At 38.6% G+C, this 22,437-nt stretch carries 21 protein-coding genes; 13 read left to right on the top strand and 8 right to left on the bottom strand.

Going from position 1 to position 22,437, the window contains the following annotated elements; translation table 11 throughout:
• Positions 1-15 precede the first annotated feature (15 nt).
• Entirely contained in the window at positions 16-873 is an 858-nt protein-coding gene (gene tesB / locus HRT50_RS00235; RefSeq protein WP_291610123.1) for an acyl-CoA thioesterase II, read from the bottom strand.
• 228 nt (positions 874-1,101) lie between these two features.
• On the opposite strand from tesB, the gene HRT50_RS00230 reads away from it, so the two are divergent.
• From HRT50_RS00230 to hemN, 4 genes are all read left to right on the top strand, one after another.
• A complete protein-coding gene (locus HRT50_RS00230) occupies positions 1,102-1,359 on the top strand; it encodes a hypothetical protein (RefSeq protein WP_291610121.1) in 258 nt (85 codons plus the stop codon).
• Between the two features lie 125 nt (positions 1,360-1,484).
• Positions 1,485-2,105 (top strand): Der GTPase-activating protein YihI, encoded by a 621-nt coding sequence (gene yihI / locus HRT50_RS00225; protein ID WP_291610120.1) that lies wholly within the window; start codon positions 1,485-1,487, stop codon positions 2,103-2,105.
• A 5-nt stretch (positions 2,106-2,110) separates the two neighbouring features.
• Positions 2,111-2,599 (top strand): DUF2489 domain-containing protein, encoded by a 489-nt coding sequence (locus HRT50_RS00220; RefSeq protein ID WP_291610118.1) that lies wholly within the window; start codon positions 2,111-2,113, stop codon positions 2,597-2,599.
• A gap of 198 nt (positions 2,600-2,797) precedes the next feature.
• Positions 2,798-4,168 carry an oxygen-independent coproporphyrinogen III oxidase gene (gene hemN / locus HRT50_RS00215; RefSeq protein WP_291610116.1) on the top strand — a complete coding sequence of 457 codons (1,371 nt, stop codon included), beginning with the start codon at positions 2,798-2,800 and terminating at the stop codon, positions 4,166-4,168.
• Positions 4,169-4,303: 135 nt separating this feature from the next.
• On the opposite strand, the gene rmf is transcribed toward hemN, so the two are convergent.
• Both rmf and HRT50_RS00205 read right to left on the bottom strand, forming a co-directional pair.
• On the bottom strand, positions 4,304-4,477 hold the full coding sequence (gene rmf, locus HRT50_RS00210; RefSeq protein ID WP_291610114.1) for a ribosome modulation factor: 174 nt from the start codon (positions 4,475-4,477) through the stop codon (positions 4,304-4,306).
• Positions 4,478-4,956: 479 nt separating this feature from the next.
• Complete coding sequence (locus HRT50_RS00205; protein WP_291610112.1) at positions 4,957-5,202, bottom strand: DUF3820 family protein; 246 nt, start codon at positions 5,200-5,202, stop codon at positions 4,957-4,959.
• 110 nt (positions 5,203-5,312) lie between these two features.
• Between HRT50_RS00205 and HRT50_RS00200 the strand changes: the two genes are divergently transcribed.
• On the top strand, positions 5,313-6,425 hold the full coding sequence (locus HRT50_RS00200; RefSeq protein ID WP_291610110.1) for a DUF3083 family protein: 1,113 nt from the start codon (positions 5,313-5,315) through the stop codon (positions 6,423-6,425).
• 111 nt (positions 6,426-6,536) lie between these two features.
• Here HRT50_RS00200 and HRT50_RS00195 read toward each other — a convergent pair whose 3' ends face one another.
• Together HRT50_RS00195 and HRT50_RS00190 are read right to left on the bottom strand one after the other, a co-directional pair.
• Positions 6,537-7,082, bottom strand: a complete 546-nt coding sequence (locus HRT50_RS00195; RefSeq protein ID WP_291610108.1) for a response regulator — start codon at positions 7,080-7,082, stop codon at positions 6,537-6,539.
• A 14-nt stretch (positions 7,083-7,096) separates the two neighbouring features.
• Positions 7,097-8,392 carry a HAMP domain-containing sensor histidine kinase gene (locus tag HRT50_RS00190; protein WP_291610106.1) on the bottom strand — a complete coding sequence of 432 codons (1,296 nt, stop codon included), beginning with the start codon at positions 8,390-8,392 and terminating at the stop codon, positions 7,097-7,099.
• Between the two features lie 130 nt (positions 8,393-8,522).
• Here HRT50_RS00190 and msrA point away from each other — a divergent pair, with 130 nt between their 5' ends.
• Both msrA and HRT50_RS00180 read left to right on the top strand, forming a co-directional pair.
• Positions 8,523-9,077 carry a peptide-methionine (S)-S-oxide reductase MsrA gene (msrA, locus tag HRT50_RS00185; RefSeq protein WP_291610104.1) on the top strand — a complete coding sequence of 185 codons (555 nt, stop codon included), beginning with the start codon at positions 8,523-8,525 and terminating at the stop codon, positions 9,075-9,077.
• Positions 9,078-9,143: 66 nt separating this feature from the next.
• Positions 9,144-11,357 (top strand): DUF6351 family protein, encoded by a 2,214-nt coding sequence (locus HRT50_RS00180; protein ID WP_291610102.1) that lies wholly within the window; start codon positions 9,144-9,146, stop codon positions 11,355-11,357.
• Between the two features lie 118 nt (positions 11,358-11,475).
• Here HRT50_RS00180 and HRT50_RS00175 read toward each other — a convergent pair whose 3' ends face one another.
• The gene (locus HRT50_RS00175; RefSeq protein WP_291610100.1) at positions 11,476-12,024 is read right to left on the bottom strand and encodes a YkvA family protein; all 549 of its coding nucleotides are present in this window, start codon (positions 12,022-12,024) and stop codon (positions 11,476-11,478) included.
• A 241-nt stretch (positions 12,025-12,265) separates the two neighbouring features.
• Between HRT50_RS00175 and HRT50_RS00170 the strand changes: the two genes are divergently transcribed.
• Complete coding sequence (locus tag HRT50_RS00170; protein WP_291610098.1) at positions 12,266-13,558, top strand: DUF3667 domain-containing protein; 1,293 nt, start codon at positions 12,266-12,268, stop codon at positions 13,556-13,558.
• A gap of 87 nt (positions 13,559-13,645) precedes the next feature.
• On the opposite strand, the gene nadC is transcribed toward HRT50_RS00170, so the two are convergent.
• Together nadC and HRT50_RS00160 are read right to left on the bottom strand one after the other, a co-directional pair.
• Entirely contained in the window at positions 13,646-14,557 is a 912-nt protein-coding gene (nadC, locus tag HRT50_RS00165; RefSeq protein ID WP_291610096.1) for a carboxylating nicotinate-nucleotide diphosphorylase, read from the bottom strand.
• Between the two features lie 13 nt (positions 14,558-14,570).
• Positions 14,571-15,092, bottom strand: coding sequence for a TIGR02281 family clan AA aspartic protease (locus tag HRT50_RS00160; RefSeq protein WP_291610094.1), 522 nt, complete (start codon positions 15,090-15,092; stop codon positions 14,571-14,573).
• A 111-nt stretch (positions 15,093-15,203) separates the two neighbouring features.
• Between HRT50_RS00160 and ampD the strand changes: the two genes are divergently transcribed.
• From ampD to aceF, 5 genes are all read left to right on the top strand, one after another.
• Positions 15,204-15,773, top strand: a complete 570-nt coding sequence (gene ampD, locus HRT50_RS00155; protein ID WP_291610092.1) for a 1,6-anhydro-N-acetylmuramyl-L-alanine amidase AmpD — start codon at positions 15,204-15,206, stop codon at positions 15,771-15,773.
• A gap of 1 nt (position 15,774) precedes the next feature.
• The gene (gene ampE / locus HRT50_RS00150; protein WP_291610089.1) at positions 15,775-16,689 is read left to right on the top strand and encodes a beta-lactamase regulator AmpE; all 915 of its coding nucleotides are present in this window, start codon (positions 15,775-15,777) and stop codon (positions 16,687-16,689) included.
• A gap of 314 nt (positions 16,690-17,003) precedes the next feature.
• Positions 17,004-17,795, top strand: coding sequence for a pyruvate dehydrogenase complex transcriptional repressor PdhR (pdhR, locus tag HRT50_RS00145; protein ID WP_291610087.1), 792 nt, complete (start codon positions 17,004-17,006; stop codon positions 17,793-17,795).
• Positions 17,796-17,931: 136 nt separating this feature from the next.
• Positions 17,932-20,613, top strand: a complete 2,682-nt coding sequence (gene aceE, locus HRT50_RS00140) for a pyruvate dehydrogenase (acetyl-transferring), homodimeric type (RefSeq protein WP_291610085.1) — start codon at positions 17,932-17,934, stop codon at positions 20,611-20,613.
• Positions 20,614-20,638: 25 nt separating this feature from the next.
• Positions 20,639-22,306, top strand: coding sequence for a dihydrolipoyllysine-residue acetyltransferase (gene aceF, locus HRT50_RS00135; protein ID WP_291610082.1), 1,668 nt, complete (start codon positions 20,639-20,641; stop codon positions 22,304-22,306).
• Positions 22,307-22,437: the final 131 nt, after the last annotated feature.

Here is a 22,437-nt window from a genome sequence, read left to right as displayed (position 1 = left end):
TTATAGCCACATACCTTACCTTTGTCTAATAACGCCTTCTTGCATAGTTGAAGCGACTAATTGCCCCTGACGATCATATATTTGCCCTCGTACTAAGCCACGGCCATTACTTGCTGACGGACTATCCATACAATAAAGTAACCAATCATCGAAGCGAAATGGACGATGAAACCACATAGCGTGATCTATGGTGGCTATTTGGAAATTTGGTTGCCAATGACTGACTCCATGCGGCAATAACGCCGTCGGTAAAAAGTGGAAATCTGAGGTATAAGCCAACATATAAGTATGAATGCCTAAGTCATCTGGTAAATCACCATTAGCTTTTATCCACATTTGACTGACAGAATTGGTTGGTTTTGGTTGCAGCCAGTTGTATTGCTGCACCGGACGCATATCAATAGGCTTTTCAGCTAAGAATTTTTCCCGTAGTGGCTCGGGAATGTATTGCTGGTTGGCTTTAATATAATCGGTAAATGATGGTAAATCTTCAGGAGCGGGGACATCAGGCATGGTATCTTGGTGATCAAAGCCGCCTTCGCTATGTTGAAAAGATGCGGTCATATAGAAGATGGCTTTGCCGTTTTGTATTGCTTGGACACGGCGAGTGCTGAAACTTGCACCATCACGAATGACTTCTACTTCATAGACTACCGGCAGACTAGCATCACCAGCACGAAGAAAATAAGAATGCAGTGAATTGACCGAGCGATCAGCGGCAATGGTTTCTTGCGCGGCCGAGAGGGCTTGCCCCATGACTTGACCTCCAAAGAGTGCTCTAAAGCCTAAATCTTGGCTTTGACCTCGATAGATACCTTGCTCAATGACTTCTAACTTTAATAACGCCGATAACTCATCCAAGACACGTGTCATGTTTTTTACCTTTTATTGCAGAAATACCAATCGGCATAAACGTTATACATAACGAAGTGACAACTTCTCGATACAAACAGGTATAACTATTTGGCTAGACGCCAATTAATTCAAGGTTGTTAGTTTAATCGCTATTGATGTTATATGTAAAGTAGGTTAAATTTCATCCATAATAAGAATAAAAAAAATATATCATTTAAAAAATCATAATGGACTGGGATGGAGATTATGGCGTTAGCGATGCAAAGAGAAGATCTGCTAGAACGGCGACAACCAACGTCAGGCGACTTCGATGATTTATGGGAAGAGTTAACCTTAGCACAGAAGTTTGCTGCTAGTAGTTTGACTCAATTTGGTTACAAACTTAACTTCATAAGAGATTTTTATGATACTCATATTGCAGTATTAAACTGTAATGAAAATATTGCTGTGATTTCTAAAGGAGGAGAAATCAATACTCACCCAAATATCGATATTCGTGATTAAGCTATCGATAGCTAAGAAAAGCGCCTATTGGCGCTTTTTTTGTGTCTTTTTTCTGCTTTTTAAGGTTTTTCGACCATTAATAACGTAAAATAGCGGACATTATTGGTAAAAAAGTAATTGTATTTATGTCTCGTTCAAAAAAATCTAGAAAACCAGGTGGCGCACCTACAGCTAAACCTAAGTTAAGTAAGCAAGAATTAGCTACTGTTGAAAAACGCATCCGTAAATCCACGGGTAAGGTGGCGGGTAATCGCCAAAAAGAAGCAACACAAGAAAAAACAGATAATAATCAACAAAAGACGAACAAAGATCCTCGCCTAGGTAATAAAACCCCTATTGCTTTAGGTAAAATTGTCGCAAAAGTAGAAAAAGCTAAGCAAGTAAAAGCACAACAAAACAGTCAAAAGTCAGCCGGTATTGCCAGTATTCGTTATGTTGAAAATACGGATAATGAACAGCCAGCTAAAACAGAACTGTCTGCAGAACAAGAGTTAGATGCTATTGAGCAAGATGAAACATTGCAAAGTATTTTAGCTAAGCAAGAAGATGATATTGCCTTAACTGAGCAAGAAGTTGATTACTACAATGAGAAGATGGAACGTCATCAAGTATTATCAGCTGAATTAGGTCTCGATGATGAAGACGAAGCCAGTGAAAGTGATGAAGAAAATGGCAGTGATAGCGAAGATGACTTATGGGATAAATTAGATAGCCCCGACTTTTCAGATTTTGAAGAGAAAGAGTAAGCTTAATGAGTGATTTTTGGCTGTATGCTTTGTTGCTTGCTGCTGTAATTGTCTTGGCTCTGGCTTTTTATGCCGGCAAGCTATTAAAGCAAGTAACACAGCAAAAAGAGCAACAACACCAAGCGCAAATAAAGCATCAACAAGCATTAAATAAGCACGATAAAAAAGTACTTGATAGTGTGTTATTGATTACGCGCGCGATGCAGCAAGAACAATGTGAGTTTGATGAAGGTTGCTGGCGTTTATCTGTGTTGTTATCTTCATTGAAAACAATGACGGAAATGCCAGTGAAATTTCCGGGCATTTATGGCTTATACAATGCAATTAAAGATCTAGCCATACGTGATGCCCGTAAAACACTGACGAAAAAAGAGCGGATGCGTGAAGACTATAAACGCATGACAGCTTTAAATAACATGCATGATAAAGTTGTCGCAGACTTAGATGGTCTTCATCAGTTCACTGCAGAGCAACTCACTCGTTTAGCTGCTTAATCCCTCATTTATAGACAAGTGCCAATAGTTATAGTCGTTACCATTCAAAGTGCACTCTGAAATATGCACCTTGATTAGCAATGGGTATTACTCCTCGCTATTGGTGTTCTTTTTTGCTCGCTTATTGCGCTTGATCAATAACCATACTTTTGAAAAGGATATAATATTTTCGATCACTAAATAAAATGGTACGAAAATATGAAAGTAAGTGAATTCTTCGATAATAAACTATTAAATAAATATAACACCAGTGGACCAAGATATACCTCTTACCCAACGGCGTTAGAATTCCATGATGACTTTAAACATGATGATTTTATTAAAGCGATAGATGACTCGCAAAATCGTGAATTGTCACTTTACGTACATATTCCATTTTGTCACACGTTTTGTTATTACTGCGGTTGTAATAAAGTTATTACTCGCCACCGTGACAAAGCAGATACTTACCTTGAATATTTAGCCAAAGAGATTTCCCTTCAGGCACCACTGTTTGAAGAATATACCGTTAAGAAATTACACTGGGGCGGTGGCACACCAAGCTTTTTAACACATCCACAAATCACTAAGCTGGTATCTTTATTAAAAGAGAAATTCAATTTTTCCGATGATTTAGAAATGAGCATTGAAATAGATCCCCGTGAAATTGAGATGAACTTAGCGGAACACTTATATTCCTTAGGCTTTAACCGCTTAAGTTTAGGTGTGCAAGATCTTGATTTAAAAGTTCAACAAGCCATTAACCGTGTACAGTCAACCGAGTTTATTGGTAACTTTATTCAGCATGCTAAAGCGGTTGGTTTTAAATCAATTAATATTGATTTAATTTATGGCTTACCACATCAAACTCTTGAGAACTTTACGAAAACTTTAGTGAAAGCACATGAGTGGGATGTTGATCGTATCTCACTATTTAGCTATGCGCATATACCAAGTCGTTTTGCCGCACAACGTAAATTACGTGATGAATGGCTGCCTAATACTCAAGAAAAATTCGCTTTAATGAAGTTGGCTATAGAAACGCTTTGTGACTTTGGTTACGACTTTATTGGCATGGATCACTTTGCCAAACCTAATGATGAATTATCAGTAGCACAAAGTGATGGTACCTTGCATCGTAATTTCCAAGGTTATACTACCCGAGGTGGTTGTGATTTATTAGGTTTAGGAGTGTCATCAATCAGCTCTATTGGTAATAGCTTTAGCCAGAATATAAAAGACTTAAAAGAATATTATCAAGCAATTACCGAAAGGCAGCACGCGCAGATAAAAGGCGTAAGTTTAACGGAAGACGATATTTTACGTGGTGAGGTAATTCAAGAATTGATGTGTAACTTGTATCTAGATAAACAAATGATTAGTGAAAAATTTAATATTGATTTTAATGAATATTTTGCTGACGACTTACCACTATTGAATACATTTATTGATGATGGTTTAGTCGAAAATACTGCTAATCATATTAAAGTAGAGCAAAAAGCCCGTTTATTAATTCGTATTATTTGTATGAGCTTTGATGCTTATATGAAAAAGCATATTAATCAACAACGCTTCTCGCGGGTTATTTAATTAATACTGCATTATCTTGAGGGGAGTTTTATATCAAGGTGTTGTGGAAGTTTGTTTTTTAGTTGGTTGTAGATATTAAAACCCCGAACGATATAGTTCGGGGAGTCGCATTATTTTTATTACTATCTTATTTGGTTAGCGAAATAAACCCATATTTCGATCGGTAATAGCCTCACGCCAACCACCTAACCATTGCGATTTAGCACCAATGTTCTGATAAGGGCACTGCTCCTTAGTTTTACCACCTAGGCCTGCTTGATAGCCATTAGAATGCGCTCTTCCTAATTTATCTCTTTTTTGTCTTTTCATCTACTGCACCTCATAAACACCTCGTAATTATCTTATAAATCAATTGATGACATATATAGAAATCTTAATTAGCTAAAGATTTCTAATTACTACAGAGTGGCCGATTTACTAATTTTGTTTTGTATTTTATTTTGCAGAATTTTTTAAATCGACAGGTTATTTAAGATGATTTTGACAGACGATGCAAGAAGGAAAATAGAAATACACCGTGCAAAAAAGTGATTTATAGTAAAAAAGATAACAGGTTATTTTGAGCTTAGAAGTTTATCTAATAAAACAAATTGTTAACAAAATTTAATGATAATCGTTATTACTTGAGATATTAATCCGTTTACTTTTTAGACAAAAATACTCTAAGGAAATAACATCGATTATTTAATATTAAATAGCCGGAGAGGAAATTAATGGCTGGGTGTTTAGTATGATTTAGTCAGCTGCTGTTAACTTTACTTAGGTTCGACTTTAGCTGAAGTTAAGCATTAACTCTCTAATAAAGGTTGCAGCATAGCTTCTAGACCATTGAGTTTTACCTCATACATTAAGGCCAGTTGTTGGCCTAATTTACCTTCAGGGAAACCTTTGCTATGAAACCAAACCAAATAAGGCTCAGGTAGCTGTAACAGTTTTCTGCCAGCATATTTGCCAAAGGGCATGGTCTGATTAATGGCCGCAACTAATGTTTGTTGATCGTTTAGCAAAATGTTGTCCTCTACAGCGTTTGTCATATTTGTGACATGGTTAAGTCACAAAAGCTTCATTTGTACTCATTATACTGCTCCTAACTTAAAAGGTTAATAACTCAGTGTTAACCGGTTGAATAAAATTAGGGATGACGATGTCAATTATTAGAAAACGAAGTGCGGCTCACAAAGCCTATTTGCCTGGTAATGTCCGCGATAATCAATATATCTTAGCCGAGTTTACTTTGACCGATGAAATGCTGCAGCGGTTTTCCGGAAAATACAGCGCTTTAAAACCACAGCCATATTATGATTTTTATCAGCAATTATCGACAATATTTTTTCAACTAACTGAGGAAGTTGAGCTTAATAACTGTCAATTTATTGCTAACGACAAATTAGCCCGGGTGCGTTTTAGTCAAGAGATGCACCAATGGCAAACCAATCAGCAGATTCTCTTTTATTATAATCCAGAGAGTCACCAGCTTAAAAAATCGTTTTTTGATGGCAGTAAAAGAGCTAAAAAAGTTTGTTTACTCTTTTTGGCTACCGGTAGTGAAATTCGAGTGAATGCTGCCAGGTTTCATAGTAGAGTTAGTCAAGTGGTGCAGAAATTCTGCGAAAAAATTCAGCTAGATAAAAGCGATATGCGCCTTAGAGATCATCAACATCTTACCTATGATTTATTTGCTAAAAATAAAGGCTGCACCACCACACAGCCTCATAAGTTACGTGAAATTAAAAAACGTTATGCTAGCCAAGATGTACAATTACCCACTTATCACAGCGCCATGAGTTATGCCGTAGTTACCTTGAATATTAGTAATAAGCTGTTGCAACAAGTTGAAATTGATAGTCACTCGCAAGATCCCTATAACCCTTTATACACTTACTTAACTGACATTTTTACTATGGCAGCAAAGCACTATAATTTAAATAATGGTGCACTGATTGCTAACGGTTTAGTGCCTATTGTTCGCTATAGTATTCATGAGATAGTTTCCCGTGTCGGCGAGTTACAAATGTTGGGTTACAATCCCGAGCAAAGCCCATGCGGAATTATTAGTAAGTGGCGTGCTGGCGAGCTAGCGGATAGCATACATTTGATCTTTGTTGCCACCCCTGAGAATAATAGTGAATATGGCTTTGGTCAGTTTTTAAATCAAATAGAACAAGCGATGCAATTGATGGCGATTGAGCTTGAAATTGAGCCGAGTAAAGAAGAGCTGATGGTTAGATTCCATCAACACATTGCTTATAATTTTTAACTGATCGCTCTAAGCAGACTGAGGCCGTTTTGTAACTTGCTTGGCAAAGTTCTGCGGAGCATTGAAAATCTGTCTAGTGGCTAATGTTTGTGTAAAAATATTACCTAACAGTTAAGTTGATTGAGGTCGTTTTTGTAACTTGCGTTGCAATGTTCTGCGGTGCATTGAAAGCTGCCTAGCGGTAGCCGAAATATTACCTTGGTTGGCTTTTAACACTTGCTGAATATGTTGCCATTCAACTTGCTCGGCAGATAACGTTTGCTCGCTTTGATTATCTACTTCGATAGCTGAAGCTTTACTGCCCTTAAGGGTGGCAAGTAAAGTTTGGCTATCTACTGGTTTAGATAAATAGTCATCAGCGCCTAGCTTTATCGCTTCAACCGCGGTGGCAATGCTAGCAAAACCAGTCAGTAATACAATACGACTTTTCGGCCGTAATTTACGTAATGGTGTGATGATCGACAGAGTGTTTTCCTGGGCCAATTTCATATCCAGCAAAATATAATCGGGCGTGTGCCTATGGCAGGCGAGTAGTGCATCATTATTATTATCGACCTGCACACAATCAAAGCCATATTTGCTCAACCGTCTATTCAGGGTGTTGGCAAAAATAACATCATCTTCAACGATTAATAATTTTGACTTTGCTGTTGTCATTGCTCTTGTCCTAGTTAAGTGAGGCATGACTCACTCCTTACTTGTTTATTGGAGGGTATTTCCTTTGCTGCAATAGGTAAACTTAAAGTTACTAGTGCGCCACCATCTTGATGGTTTGTTAAGGCTAACTTACCACCAAGGCGCTCTAAACTTGCATGACTTAAAAAAACGGCCATGCCGAAGCCTTGTTCACTGGTCACAGGTTTAACACCTAAATCATTAAGCTTTTTCAAGGTAAAGCCTTTACCAAAGTCGCGAATAGTCAATTGCCAGTTATCTTCAATAATTTGGCTAGTGAGACTAAGTGCATTGCTGTTATTGGCTTTGCTGGCTCTAATGGCATTATTAATTAAATTGATAATTGCGGGTAACAAAGCGGCATCAGCGTTAATAGCGACCGTTTTAGTCGAGTCAGGGGTGTTTTTTTTGTGTAATTGTAAGTTTATTTCTGGGTTATTTACCCGGACGCTATCAGTTATGTCATCGAATAAATCTCGGCAATTTATAGACTTAATTACTTGTTCTTTTATATCAAAAACCATGGCGCGAAAATCGTTTAAGCTATTTCGGCAGCGAGCCAGTTGGCTTTGCATCTCAATAACAATGTTATTGTCAGGTAAGTCTTCACTTAATTCATCGGCCAGTAGTTGTACCGTTGCTATAGGTGTTGCTAATTGATGGGTTACTTGTGCTGAAGCCACCCCTAGTGCAGTCACTTGATCTTGTTTTAATAAGTTTTCACGGTAAGCTGCTATGGCAAGTTCTTGCTGATTAATACTGCGCGCCATTTTCCCTACCACAATGGCAACCACCATGGTCGAGAATAAAAAATTGATACCCATGCCAATAAAGTGTCCCTGCATGTTGCCGTGCATAACACTCATAGGTAATGACCATAATAAAATGCTGTAAGAAGCGATAGCTAGAGAGGCGACTACCGAGAGTAATAGCGGCGTTAAGGTAACAGCGGCAATAGCGATGGGAATAAGTAATAGAGAGACAAAAGCATTTGTTGCCCCGCCACTAAAAAACAGCAATAGTGACAGAAAAATAATATCAGCACATATTTGCACCAAGATAGCTTTTTGACTGGCTTTCTTTTCGCTTAAAGGATAGCGGCGATAATAAAAAGTACTGCTTAGCGTGAAAAGTATCTCTAAACTAATAATACTTACCAATGGCATCCAGGGTAGTTGATACGCTAAGGCTAAATTGACAAAGAGAATTAACAGTAATTGGATGGCAATGGCGACACTACGCAGTGCAGTAATGACCTGTATCTGGCTGGCTCTTTTGAAAAATTGTGGCATATATTTCTTACTGACTTAATATGAGTATAATAATGATATTGACGAAAATTCACGATGACATTTTAGCCTACTTATCAATATAAAGGCTGAGGTAAATCATAAAAAACATTGATTAAGGCAGCAGATAAAAATGACAGAGCAAGTGAACGAAAAATCGCATCAAAAAACCACGCTGGCCGGAGGGTGCTTCTGGTGTATTGAAAGTGCATTTAACTGTGTTAACGGTATTATTAGCGCAACGTCTGGATATATGGGCGGTCAGAGTGATAATGCTAGTTATAAACAGGTTTGTGCTGGAGATACGGGCCATGCCGAAGTAGTGCAGTTGCAGTTTGATAGTCAGGTGATTAGTTACCGTGAAATACTGGAGATATTTTTCAGTTTGCATAATCCAACGCAATTGAATCGACAAGGCAACGATATCGGCAGCCAGTATCGCTCTGAGATTTTTACTCATGATGCTCAGCAAGAAGAATTAGCGCTACAAATAATTGCAGAAATAAGCCAAGAGCAATTATTCGATGACCCTATTGTTACTAAAGTGAGTCCCGCGGTTATTTTTTATTGTGGTGAAGATTACCATCAAGAATATTTTAAAAATAACCCTGAAAATCAATATTGCCAAGCCGTGGTATCACCTAAATTAGCCAAGTTTAGAAAAACCTTTGTTGCCAAATTGAAATAAGCGACGACTTTTTCAGCGTAATATCTTCTACTGAGATGGATTATCTCCACTATATTTAGATTAAGTGTGGTAATTCTTTTCGGTGGTGGTGCTATGCATAAGAAAAAGTTTATTGTCTCTATTTTTGCGCTATTAGTGGTTCTAGTCTGGTTATATCCGGCGGAACAACCTTATAAATTTCGGCAAGTTAAACGACTAGCTACGGCAGAAGAAAATTATTTACTGCCAATTTCTCCACATATTAGTCAAGTTAGTCGACCCAAGGAAACCTTTCATTTTCCTATTAATTTAGGCGATGTTGGTCCCAGTAATTCGTTGTATTCAGGGCCCAAACAATACCCTTTTTATTGTATGACCATAGATTCAAATATAGGTCAGCCTTTGGTTGATAACCAAGAAGGTTTTGGTGTGCCTGTCTATGAGGATTTAATACAGCGTAATAATGTTATAGGCTACTCAAAAGATTGTTTATTCAAAAGCCATTTACAGTTTTACTATTTAAATCAAGATGATAAATTAGCCAAACTTGTTCCTAAAAAGTTCAGTCACTTAGATGCTTTGAGGGATGCAAAGCGACCTTTAGAGTTATTTCGTGCGGAACAAGGTAGTATTAATCGTTTTATCTATACCATTGCCATGGCAATAACACCTGAAGAGCTTGGCACACGTACAGTGAGTTCTTTGTGGAATAAAAAATTAATCTATCAGTTTAATGGCGGCTCAGGCATAGGCTTTCGGCAAGGTCGGCAAAAAGCGACTAGAACCATTACCCGTCGTTTAACCGAAGTACAAAAAGGCTATGCGCTTATCAGCTCAAGTGGTAATCGCACCAGTTATACCTACAATATGTTATTGGCTGAAGATACCGCCCGTCGAGTAAAACTGCATTTTATCAGTTTATTTGGTGAGCCTTTATACACTGTAGGTATTGGTGGCTCAGGTGGTGGTTTAGCGCAATATCTTATTGGGCAAAATAGTAGTGGTATTCTCGATGGCCTAATTCCGCAATATTCATATCCTGATATGGTCAGTCAAACCATCTATACCTTAGATTGTGATTTGTTTAACAACTATTTTACCTTCCGAGCCAAGGATAATAGCCGCTGGCAGCAATGGGATCAGCGACAATTACTTGAAGGCATGAATAGCTTACAAGACTTCCCACAAAAAATAGCCTTTTTACAGCCTGTAGCGCAATTAATGGCGGGTATGGTACCAAGTTTCCCTAAAGGTAATAGTGAATGTATTAATGGCTACTTTGGCTTATCTACCTTTATTCACAACCCTAGGCAGGGTTTCTTACGACATTTTTATAGCGATGAAGTGGTTGAGCAAACCAATTGGAATTATTGGGAAGACATGGCTTGGCTATTCAGTCGTGATCAACATGGGCTAGTGGAAAGTACTTGGGATAATGATGGTGTGCAATATGGTTTGCATGCCTTAAAACAAAAACAGATAACCTTAGCTGAGTTTGTGCATATCAATAAAAATATTGGGAGTTGGAAAGAGCAGCACCAAATGAAAGCTGAAAATATTATCATACCATTTGGCCGGAAAATGCCTTTTTGGGTGTCTCTATGGGGCAGTGACAATATCACTGAAGTAATTGACAACCAAAGTGCGCCTAGGCGTAGTGCTTCACTTAAAGCAATTGCCGCGGCTTATCGTGGCGGACAGGTTTTCATTGGCAAGCTTGAACTGCCTATTATTGATGTTCGCCATTACTTAGAAGAAAAGCTTGATATGCACCATATGTCGGCATCTTTTAGTACTCGCATACGTTTACAACAAGCGAATGGTCATTTTGATAACCAAGTCATTTGGGTGGCAAAACGTGATTTTGATCCTACTTATCAAGCGTTTGACTTAATGGACTTATGGCTACTAAAGCGTAAACAATTTCCGGAATTGAATGCCGCACAAAGTAAACCTATACAATTGCAAGATACTTGTTTTGATGATCAAGGTGAGATACTTGCTCAAGGAAAGGGGGTTTGGCATGGTAATTGGAATGAGCCTGACTTGGACAAAAAATCTTTAAAACGAGGGGCGTGTGCAGAACATTATGCCATTTTTTCTAATAGTCGTATTCAAGCCGAAGGTCCTTGGCAGGGCAGTGTTTTCAAATGTCATAAAATTCCATTTGAGCAGGCGGTTAAACAAGGCATGTATGGCGAGATAGACCTATCAGAGCAGCTTAATGATTTGCGGGCTATTTTTGCCAGTGGGGTCTGTGACTATAGCCAAGGAGATGCCGGTCGGCCTAAAGATATTTAGGGATTTTTATTATCGCTTTGACGGGGGAATTTATAATAAGCTGACGAAGAAAGTGTCTCGTCAGCTTATTTTTAACAGTCTAAGACCTTAATAATAAAAACTTTAAAGCGTTTTTTTATTAAAAGACCGAACGAAATGATGAACGGCCACTGCGTCTTGATGAACGACGGCTTCTCATGCGACTATGAAGTTCGTGACGCTTTGAATCTAACCATTCTTCACGAGTAATAGCTTCTTCACCATGTCGGCCTTCTTCACGTTCACGGTAAGCACAAAACTCTTCAAAGGCTTCAACATCATCTTTAAATTCTTCAGCCACTAGCTCTATCATAATGGCATCATCTAAAAAGCCTAATACAGGAATATGATCAGGGACTAAATCTTCAGGGTCACTAAAATAAGCTAAAGCACTTAATACTTCAGTGCGCTCTTCACTAGGCATTTGCCATTCACCATCTTCAATCATGGCAACAAATGTTTCTAATTTTTGGATTCGCTCACGGACAAATTCAGGGACATTAGCTTTGATGCTTTTACTGAGCTCTTTAGCATTTGCTAAGATTTCTTGTTCACTAAGTTGCTTTGCACTGGTTTGCGCCTTGCGCATAACATCGCGAAAATGCTCTAAGTCTGAATCGGTTAATTCAAATTTAACTTCAAACGCCATTATAATTCTCCTGATTTTGGCTTTATTTCCAATGTGTCTTATCGGTAATTATGCCGAGGCATACTTGGCTCGTTTGTATAGAGCCAGTTGAAACACATTGATTTTATCTATCCTCTCGATATTAATTTAGCAGAATAAGTCAGTCAGGACACCTTATTTACTACAGTTTTTAATAACGTGTAATTTTAAGTTACTATAATGTTATGCTTTATGGTCTATCGCTATTCAATAACTATTCATTATGCCAACAAACGAATTAATCGAAACAGAGCCGGCAGCTGAAACTGCTGTTGTTTCAACCGTGGAAATTAAAGAGTGTGAGAACTGCCATCAGCCCTTAAATGGCCCTTATTGTGCAAATTGTGGTCAAGAAGCTGACTCAAAGTTGAAATACTTCTGGGTAGTGATTATGCATTTACTCGATGATATTCTTAGTTTTGATTCTCGTGCTAGTCGAACTGTTTGGCCATTAGTGACTAGACCTGCTTTTATAACCAATGAATATTTCGCCGGCAGAAGAGTGCATTATGTGCCGCCAATACGATTATATTTATTTATTAGTATTATCTTCTTTCTCACCTTAAATTTTTTTATTGGCGGCGATAATAACAAAGTCATTAATATTAATGATAAACAGGCGCTAATTACGCAAGTTAAAGGTCATATAAAATCGCTCAAAGTCGATAAAATTGAGTTAGAGAAAATCCCGAAAGTGGATGTGGAAGGTGTTATTGAAAGTAATGATGAAGAGGCTAGGTTAAAGGCTGATATAGCAACATTTAATGGCTACCTAAGTGATTTGAATAGTGATTACGGTGTTGGTAATAATAAGAAAATCATTAAGATAACCCGCAAACTGGTTGAATTAGAGTTTGATAAGGTAAAAGGAGATTTACCGGAAGATGAACAAGCTCGCTTTGATGCCTTAATTACTAGTAGGGTTAAAGCGAAAAAAGGTGAAGTTGACAGCGAAGAAGAACCCGATTTAACTATCGGTAATAATGGCGATGGTACAATAACATTTGATTTTTTATCGGATGAGCATAATAAAAAACTCAGTACTTTTTCGAAAGAATTAACGGGTAAATTTGAAAAAGCATTTAACTCAGATACCGGGCCGTTAATTGAGCAGATTATCGGTAAATTACCACAACTGATGTTCATCTTATTGCCACTGTTTGCGTTCTTACTAAAAATAATGTTTATTTTCTCTAAGCGCTTATATATGGAGCATTTGACGGTTGCCCTGCACAGTCACAGTTTTATTTTTATAGCCATACTGTTATCTGAAATGCTGGAGCTATTAGATGACTATCTGGAGCCGACAAGCCCAAGCATAGCTAACTTTTTTGGTGTTGTTGCTGGTGGTTTGTTACTTTGGATACCCATATATTTATTCTTAATGCAGAAAAAAGTTTATAAACAGGGCTACTTTTTCACCTTAGTGAAGTTTACTATTATTGGCACCATATATAGCATGATGATATTGGTAACAGGACTTATTGCTTTTGTCTGGGGCTTGATGGGCACTTAAGCTTAAGCAGCCAAGATAAATTTTTCATAAATAAAAAGCGGTAAACATAAAATACTTACCGCTTTTTTATTGTAAATTAGCAGAGCGTTACTTAAAACGCATTGATAAATCAATGGCATTAACATGTTTGGTTAATGCGCCACTTGATATGTAATCAACGCCCGCTTTGGCGTATTCTTGCAAAATCTCTATGGTCATATTACCAGAAACTTCTAACTTGGCTTTTCCGCGTGTCGCTGTTACAGCTTGCTCTATCATCGTCGGGCTGAAGTTATCTAACATGATAATGTCAGCGCCAGCACTAAGTGCTTGCTCAAGCTCATCGAGAGACTCTACTTCTACTTCAACGGTTTTATCACTGTGATTACTCTTAGCAGTAGCAACTGCTTGGCTAATACCGCCACAAGCGGCGATATGGTTTTCCTTTATTAAAAAGGCATCGAATAAACCAATTCTATGATTTACGCCACCACCACAAAGCACCGCATATTTTTGTGCGCTACGTAAACCAGGTAGCGTTTTACGAGTATCAAGCAGCTTAGTATTACTACCGGCAAGTTCTTTTACATACTTGCTAGTTAAGGTCGCTGTGCCTGATAAGGTTTGCAAAAAATTTAACGCAACACGTTCACCGGTTAACAAAGTACGAGCATTACCTTCTAATTCGAATAAAGTGCTATTGGCCGCAACGGCCTCACCGTCATTAACAAACCAGGTAATTCTGGTAGGTAAAGAGTTAGTCGCTTGCTCAGCTGTGCTATTTAATGACGCATCAAGTTGCTTGAAGACTTCATTAACCCAAGCAACGCCACAAACGATACAATCTTCACGAGTAATTACAGTAGCGACAGCTTGTTCATTCTCAGGAATGAGCATAGCAGTAATATCATGGCTAGCTTGAGGCATGGCATCATCAACGGCGCCTAAATCTTCAGAAAGGGCCCAAGAAATGGTTTTGCTAATATCTTGCTGTAATTTTTCTAATTGTGCATTAAGCATTGTTTGCTTCCTGTTACAGGGGTTCTCGTAAAATTAATTGTTTACCCGTTTGCTGAAAGTCGACCTGCTTTAAGGCACTCATGCCTAAAAGTATTTCATCGGACTTCATTGCCGGGTTTATGTGAGCTGCGACATTATACAAGAAAATATTACCTAAGCTCAATTGGGTAATTTCAGTTTTATACACGGTAATACTACCATTGGCTGTTTGCACTCGATAATTACCTTGCGCGACTAAGCCCAATTTATCAGCGATATGAGCCGGAATAGAAACTTGAGTTGCACCGGTATCGAGTAAAAAAGTCACTGGTGTATCATTTATTGTGCCTCGAGCAACATAATGACCCTGCCTGTTTTGCGCTAAAATCACCTCTGCTTGACCACCTGCGGTTAAGCGCATTTCTGGCTGGGTATTAGGGTTGTACTGTTCATCAAGCACATCTTGAAAAAAGAACATTAATAATGCCAGCGCGATTATCCAAGCCAGCCAGACAAATATTTTTGCCATTTTGTTTGTTGGGTCAACTTCAGTCATACTAAGCAACTCTTGATAAGGTTAGTAGTATTGTATGTTTTCTTAAGTAAGCAAGAAAGTAGAAAGTGTAACCATATATACAGTACCCATCACAATAAAAATGAGAAACCCATGCTTTCAATTTCTTCTGGTTGGCTGGCGCAAGCACAACATTTACCTTCTCCGCACTTTTCTCCGCGCGCATTAGGTGATGAAGTCAGTTTATTGGTTATTCACAATATTTCTTTACCGGCAGGGCAGTTTGGAGGCAATTGCATTAATGATTTGTTTCTTGGGCAATTAGATTGTAATGCCCATGCTAGCTTCAATGACTTAAAGGGCGTTGAGGTTTCAGCACATTGTCTTATCCGCCGTGACGGTAGTATTTGCCAGTATGTATCTTTTGCTGACAAGGCATGGCATGCGGGAGTTTCTTCGTTTGAACAAAGAGAGCGTTGTAATGATTATTCCATCGGTATTGAATTAGAGGGCACTGATGATATTCCTTATACTAGAGAGCAATATCAGCAGCTAATTGCGTTAACACTTTGTTTGCAAAATCAATTTCCTGCCATTATCATGGACCATATTGTTGGTCATTGCGATATTGCCCCAGAGAGGAAATCCGATCCTGGGCTGGTATTTGATTGGCAATACTTTCGTCAGCGTTTAACTGAACAAGCGACAAGGAATAACACCTAACATGAGTTTATTAAGTTTATTAATTGCATTGGCTGCAGAGCGTGCTTTATCTGCCAAAGTATGGCGATTTAATTTTTATTACCAACATTATTTTAATTTGTTTAGCAAAAACTTTACCGCTAAACAAGGTACGGCCGCTAGTGTGGTATTTATTATCTTGCCTGTTGTTGCCACGTATTTATTGCTTGAGCTAATTGATAATAGCGTTATGCAATTGCTTATCTCCACCTTAGTGCTTATCGTTTGTTTTGGTTGTACCACCACCAGAAATAGTTATAAAAACTATCTGACTTCGGCCTTTCGTGGTGAAGAGGCGACTACGGAAATGCATCACCAGCAGCTATTATCGGACAAGAACTTACCTAATATGGGTTTTGGCCAAGCACTGATTTGGTTAAACTACCGCTATTACATCGCTATTATGCTGTATTTCATCGTCTTTGGTGCTGCGGGCGCGGTATTTTATCGTTTACTTACGACAGTCATAGAACATAAAAAAGCGCAATGTATTGCCGCGTCTAATGAAAGTAATGAGCTTGATGAAGCGGTATCGGCAGATGTGGATAGCAAGGCTGATCATGAAGCGAATGCTGCGCCTAATATTGCTAGTGGCTGTCAGAATCATCATGACGTACTCTTTTGGCTTGATTGGTTACCCGTACGCATTGCTTCTTTTGGTTATATGTTTGTTGGTCATTTCTCCAAGGCGCTACCTGTTTGGCTAGAAAGTTTATTTGATGTGCAAAAGCCGACCCATCAAGTTTTAATTGATGTCGCAGAAAAATCAGAAGACATTATGGTTAATGAAGATGACTGCACAGCTGAGCCTTGTTTATTAGTTAGATTAGCCAAACGTAATGTTTTACTGGTACTTGCGGTAATTTCAATACTTACCCTAGCAGGCTTACTAAACTAAACTAAACTAAACTTAGCTAAACTAGACTCAATTAAATTTAACTAAGCTAATCAAGCACAGTCAAAACCAATGGTCAGACCATTCATCGTTATTGCCTTAATGCGCTAAAAATAAACAGTTTTTTCTTGGTTTAGCGCATAAAAACCTTGCTTAAATACTAACCATAAACTAAGTTTACTTGTCAAAAGTAGCTATATTTGCTATATTATTGCTCTAAAATCAATTGGTCTTACCAATTGACCAAGAGGTTTTTGGGTGATTTTAACCCTTACTTGACTCTTTAATATCACGGGATTATTAGTTAATTTACTTTTATGAATGCCAACCAAACGACAAATAAATCAATGCGAGCATCAAAAAGCACCGGCCGAGTAAAGCCACAGAAGTTGGCTGACATCATTTTAGCCGAGCTTGAAGGTATGATTATTGAAGGCAGTTTAAAGCCGGGTGAAAAATTATTACCCGAGCGTGAACTGGCGTTGCAGTTTGAAGTATCAAGACCATCGTTACGTGAAGCAGTGCAAAAGTTAGAAGCAAAAGGTCTAGTAACGCGTAAGCAAGGTGGCGGCACCTTTGTTTGTGATAACTTACTCAGTGGTTTTTCTGATCCACTGTTTGAATTAATGTCGAATAACAATGAATCACAATTTGATTTATTGGAGTTTCGTCATGGAATTGAAGGTATGGCCTCGTATTATGCTGCCATGCGCGGTACACCGGCAGATTTTGAACAAATTCAAACTAAGCATGATGAAATTGGCAATATCCAATTAGAAGATGACTTTCGCGCGGAAGCCGAAGCGGTAGTTGAGTTTCATTTAGCTATTTGTGCAGCGTCACATAATGCGGTGATATTGCAACTTGCGCGTAGCATGTCGTCATTACTTGCAGATAATATTGCACAAAACTTAACAGTATTGGCTAAGCGTCCTGATATCTTTAGCAAGATTACCGATTATAGAAAACGCTTGCTCAACGCCATTATTAGTGGCCAACCACAAAAAGCGTGGGGAGCGAGCCATAGACATTTAGCTTTTATTGAAGAGCTTTTATTAAAGCTTACTCAAGAGAACAGTCGCATGGAAAGATCGATGCGGCGCATGTAGTAGCTAACACAAAAAATCTTGCAGAAAGAATTTACCAATTTTGTACAACGAATAATTAGAACAATTAACGTTAAACAGTTATAAAACATTTTATTAAACTTTTTATTATATAAGAAAGTATTGGAGACTAAACAATATGTCAGATCTACCAAATATCGATATTGATTCAGCAGAAACCCAAGAGTGGTTAGAATCAATGGAATCAGTGTTAGAAAATGAAGGTCCAGAGCGTGCACATCAGTTATTAGAAGCATTAATTGAACGCGCACGTCGTGGTGGTACTCATTTACCATTTGATGCGACTACAGCTTATGTAAACACTATCCCACCAGGACAAGAGCCTCATATGCCTGCGGATCAAACCATTGAATCACGCATCCGTGCGGCAATTCGTTGGAATGCCTTAGTATTAGTATTACGCGCCTCTAAAAAAGATTTAGATCTTGGTGGTCACATTGGTAGCTTTGCTTCTTCTTCAACGTTATACGATGTAGGTTTTAACCACTTCTTTAAAGCAGCCTCAGAAAAAGATGGCGGTGATTTCATCTTTGCCCAAGGTCATATTTCTCCGGGTATCTATTCTCGTGCCTTTATGGAAGGTCGTTTAACTGAAGATCAAATGAATAATTTCCGTCAAGAATGTGATGGCAAAGGTTTATCTTCATACCCTCATCCACATTTAATGGATGATTTCTGGCAGTTCCCTACCGTTTCTATGGGTCTAGGTCCATTACAAGCTATCTATACTGCACGTTTTTTAAAATACTTAACTGACCGTGGTATTAAAGATTGTTCAGGTCAACGCGTATACTGTTTCCTAGGTGATGGTGAAACGGATGAGCCAGAATCATTAGGTGCTATTGGTTTAGCGTCTCGTGAAGGTTTAGACAACTTAACTTTCATCATCAACTGTAACTTACAGCGCTTAGATGGTCCGGTACGTGGTAATGGTAAAATCATCCAAGAACTTGAAGGTACTTTCCGTGGCGCAGGCTGGGAAGTAGTGAAAGTTATTTGGGGCTCTTACTGGGATTCACTTATTGCTCGTGATACTTCAGGTAAATTATTACAGTTAATGAACGAAACAGTAGATGGCGAATACCAAAACTGTAAAGCGAAAGGTGGTAAGTACACCCGCGAAAACTTCTTTAACAAGTACCCTGAAACAGCGGCTATGGTTGCTAACATGTCAGATGCAGATATCTGGCGTTTAAACCGTGGTGGTCATGATCCAGTTAAAGTTTATGCTGCTTATGAAAAAGCCAATAATACTAAAGGTCGCCCAACGGTAATCTTAGCTAAAACAGTTAAAGGTTTTGGTTTAGGTGCCTCTGGTGAAGCATTAAACATTGCGCATAACGTTAAGAAAATGGACGTTGAATCAATTAAACATTACCGTGACCGTTTCAATATTCCGGTAAGTGATGAAAATATTGCTGACTTACCTTTTTACAAGTTCCCTGAAGACAGCGAAGAATTTAAGTACATGAAAGCACGTCGTGAAGCATTAGGTGGTTCTCTACCAGCACGTCGTAAACAAGCGGAAGAAGTACTTGAAATTCCAAAGTTAAAAGTTTTCGATGCTATTTTGAAAGGCTCTGGTGAGCGTGAAGTATCATCTACCATGACTTTTGTTCGTGTATTAAATGCCTTATTAAAAGACAAAAAAATAGGTAAGCGTATCGTGCCAATCATTCCTGATGAAGCACGTACCTTTGGTATGGAAGGTTTGTTCCGTCAAGTCGGTATTTACGCAAGCGAAGGTCAAAAATATATTCCACAAGATGCTGATCAAGTAGCTTATTACCGCGAAGATAAAAAAGGCCAAGTTTTACAAGAAGGTATTAACGAGCTAGGTGCTATGGCATCTTGGATTGCTGCGGGTACTTCTTACTCAACCTGTAATGCAACAATGATTCCATTCTACATCTACTATTCAATGTTTGGTTTCCAACGTGTTGGTGATTTAGCATGGGCAGCAGGCGATAGCCAAACACGTGGTTTCTTATTAGGTGCTACTGCAGGTCGCACCACACTTAACGGTGAAGGTCTGCAACATCAAGATGGTCATTCACATGTACAAGCCGGTTTAATTCCTAACTGTGTGACTTATGATCCAACCTACGGTTATGAAATTGCGGTTATCGTTCGTGAAGGTTTACGTCGCATGTACGAAGAAAATGAAAATATCTTCTTCTACTTAACGTTAATGAATGAAAACTACCAACATCCAGCGTTACCAGAAAGAGAAAACGTTGCTGATGAGATCATTAAAGGTATTTACCAACTTGAACAAGCTGCGCCGGCTAAAGGTAAAGCGACTGCTAATGTGCAGTTATTAGGCTCAGGTACTATCTTAGAGAAAGTACGTGAAGCAGCACAAATTCTTGCTAATGATTACAACATCTCAAGTGATGTTTATTCGGTGACTTCATTTAATGAACTTACTCGTGACGGTCAAGATGTAACACGTTGGAACATGCTTCACCCTGAAAGTACACCACGTGTACCCTATATTAGCCAAGTTATTACTAAAGCAGCAGGTCCTGCAATTGCGGCTACTGATTACATTAAAAACTACTCTGAGCAAGTACGTGCGTACATCGATACTGAATACCGTTGTTTAGGTACTGATGGCTTTGGTCGTAGTGATAGCCGTGCAAACTTACGTACTCACTTCGAAGTAAGTGCAGCATACGTGGTAGTAGCTTCATTGTATGAATTAGCGAATCGTGGTGAAATTGAACGTTCAGTAGTAACTAAAGCAATTAAACGCTTTGATATTGATACTGAAAAACTTAACCCACTTTACGCATAATTATTGACTAGAGAAGGAATATAAAATGTCTGATATTGAAAAAATCCTAGTCCCTGATGTTGGCGGCGATGAAGTTGAAATTATTGAAATTTGTTTTGCTGTTGGCGATAGCCTAGAAGCAGACGAAGGTATTATCACCGTTGAAACAGATAAAGCTTCAATGGATATCCCTGCGCCATTTGCTGGTGAGCTTGTTAGCTTATTGGTAAGTGTTGGCGATAAAATTAAAGAAGGCGATGTTATTGCCGAAATGAAATCTGCAGGTGCTTCGGCATCAGCAGAAGAAGCTGCACCAGCGCCTGTAGTTGAAGCATCTGTAGCCGCTCCTGTTGCTCCGGTAGTTGAAGCGGCGCCTGTAGTTGCTGCGGCCGCTACTGCATCAGCAATCATTGAAATTTCTGTACCAGATATTGGTGAAGACGGTGAAGTTGAAGTTATCGATGTACTTGTTAGCGTTGGTGATGTCATCGAAGAAGAAGATGGTTTAATCACTTTAGAAACTGATAAAGCTACTATGGATGTGCCATCTACACATGCCGGTACTGTTAAAGAAGTATTCATTAACAACGGTGATAAAGTTAAGCAAGGTTCATTAGTAATCAAGCTTGAAACTGTTGGCAGTGCAGCTGCTGCACCTGTAACGGTTCCAGCTCCTGTAGTAGCACCTACACCAGTTGCTGCGCCTACTGCTACAGTTGCTGCAACGACCAAACCTGCGGCTTCACCTGTACCACATCACCCACAAGCGGGTAATGTTAGTAAAGGTAACATTTACACTTCACCTTCTATTCGCCGTATTGGCCGTGAATTTGGTGTTGATTTAACCTTAGTTAAAGGTACTGGTCGTAAAGGCCGTATCTTAAAAGAAGATGTGCAATCATACGTTAAATATGAATTGTCTCGCCCGAAAGCTAATGCAGGTACCTCTGTTGCTAGCGGTGAAGGTGGTCTACAAGTTGTTAGTGCTAGAGCCATTGATTTCTCTAAATTCGGCGAAATTGAAACAAAAGCATTATCACGTATTCAGAAAATTTCTGGACCCTTCTTACATCGCAACTGGGTAACTATTCCACATGTTACTCAATTCGATGAAGCTGATATCACTAACGTTGAAGCCTTCCGTAAAGAGCAAAACGTACTTTGTGAAAAGCAAAAGCTTGGTTTTAAAATTACGCCATTAGTGTTTGTTTTAAAAGCGGCGGCAAATGCCTTACGTGCATTCCCAACGTTTAACTCAAGCTTGAGTGAAGACGGTGAAAGCTTAATTTTGAAAAAGTACATCCATATTGGTGTTGCCGTAGATACACCGAACGGTTTAGTTGTACCAGTAGTGCGTGATGTTGATCAAAAAGGTATTCACCAGTTATCGCGTGAATTACTTGAAATCAGTCTTAAAGCACGTGATGGCAAATTAAAAGCCACTGATATGCAAGGTGGTTGTTTTACTATTTCTAGCCTTGGTGGTATTGGCGGAACGGCATTTACGCCAATCGTTAATGCACCAGAAGTTGCTATTTTAGGTGTTTCTAAATCAGAAATGAAACCTAAATGGAATGGTAAAGATTTCGAACCTAAATTAATGTTGCCTTTATCTATGTCATACGATCACCGTGTTATTGATGGTGCCTTAGCAGCACGTTTTACTGTGCATTTAGCTGGCGTAATGTCTGATATTCGTAAATTGATACTTTAGTCGATATTGATTAATTAAAGTTGGCGAAATTCAACGCATAAGAGTAGAATTTCGCCCATAAAATTTAAAACCAATAAATATAAATATTCAAGAATATTTCAAGTCGAAGTGACTTTGTCCGATAGCAAGAA

The organism is Colwellia sp. (genome assembly GCF_013215345.1).
GTDB lineage: Bacteria > Pseudomonadota > Gammaproteobacteria > Enterobacterales > Alteromonadaceae > Colwellia.
Note: the sequence above shows the minus strand (reverse complement) of the source record. Positions and strands in the feature narration are given on the sequence as shown.

Bases quoted from the DNA above. Each gene is read 5' to 3' on its own strand.
- tesB (WP_291610123.1), bottom strand. From the start codon at position 873: ATGACACGTGTCTTGGATGAGTTATCGGCGTTATTAAAGTTAGAAGTC.
- HRT50_RS00230 (WP_291610121.1), top strand. From the start codon at position 1,102: ATGGCGTTAGCGATGCAAAGAGAAGATCTGCTAGAACGGCGACAACCA.
- yihI (WP_291610120.1), top strand. From the start codon at position 1,485: ATGTCTCGTTCAAAAAAATCTAGAAAACCAGGTGGCGCACCTACAGCT.
- HRT50_RS00220 (WP_291610118.1), top strand. From the start codon at position 2,111: ATGAGTGATTTTTGGCTGTATGCTTTGTTGCTTGCTGCTGTAATTGTC.
- hemN (WP_291610116.1), top strand. From the start codon at position 2,798: ATGAAAGTAAGTGAATTCTTCGATAATAAACTATTAAATAAATATAAC.
- rmf (WP_291610114.1), bottom strand. From the start codon at position 4,477: ATGAAAAGACAAAAAAGAGATAAATTAGGAAGAGCGCATTCTAATGGC.
- HRT50_RS00205 (WP_291610112.1), bottom strand. From the start codon at position 5,202: ATGACAAACGCTGTAGAGGACAACATTTTGCTAAACGATCAACAAACA.
- HRT50_RS00200 (WP_291610110.1), top strand. From the start codon at position 5,313: ATGTCAATTATTAGAAAACGAAGTGCGGCTCACAAAGCCTATTTGCCT.
- HRT50_RS00195 (WP_291610108.1), bottom strand. From the start codon at position 7,082: ATGACAACAGCAAAGTCAAAATTATTAATCGTTGAAGATGATGTTATT.
- HRT50_RS00190 (WP_291610106.1), bottom strand. From the start codon at position 8,392: ATGCCACAATTTTTCAAAAGAGCCAGCCAGATACAGGTCATTACTGCA.
- msrA (WP_291610104.1), top strand. From the start codon at position 8,523: ATGACAGAGCAAGTGAACGAAAAATCGCATCAAAAAACCACGCTGGCC.
- HRT50_RS00175 (WP_291610100.1), bottom strand. From the start codon at position 12,024: ATGGCGTTTGAAGTTAAATTTGAATTAACCGATTCAGACTTAGAGCAT.
- HRT50_RS00170 (WP_291610098.1), top strand. From the start codon at position 12,266: ATGCCAACAAACGAATTAATCGAAACAGAGCCGGCAGCTGAAACTGCT.
- nadC (WP_291610096.1), bottom strand. From the start codon at position 14,557: ATGCTTAATGCACAATTAGAAAAATTACAGCAAGATATTAGCAAAACC.
- HRT50_RS00160 (WP_291610094.1), bottom strand. From the start codon at position 15,092: ATGACTGAAGTTGACCCAACAAACAAAATGGCAAAAATATTTGTCTGG.
- ampD (WP_291610092.1), top strand. From the start codon at position 15,204: ATGCTTTCAATTTCTTCTGGTTGGCTGGCGCAAGCACAACATTTACCT.
- ampE (WP_291610089.1), top strand. From the start codon at position 15,775: ATGAGTTTATTAAGTTTATTAATTGCATTGGCTGCAGAGCGTGCTTTA.
- pdhR (WP_291610087.1), top strand. From the start codon at position 17,004: ATGAATGCCAACCAAACGACAAATAAATCAATGCGAGCATCAAAAAGC.
- aceE (WP_291610085.1), top strand. From the start codon at position 17,932: ATGTCAGATCTACCAAATATCGATATTGATTCAGCAGAAACCCAAGAG.
- aceF (WP_291610082.1), top strand. From the start codon at position 20,639: ATGTCTGATATTGAAAAAATCCTAGTCCCTGATGTTGGCGGCGATGAA.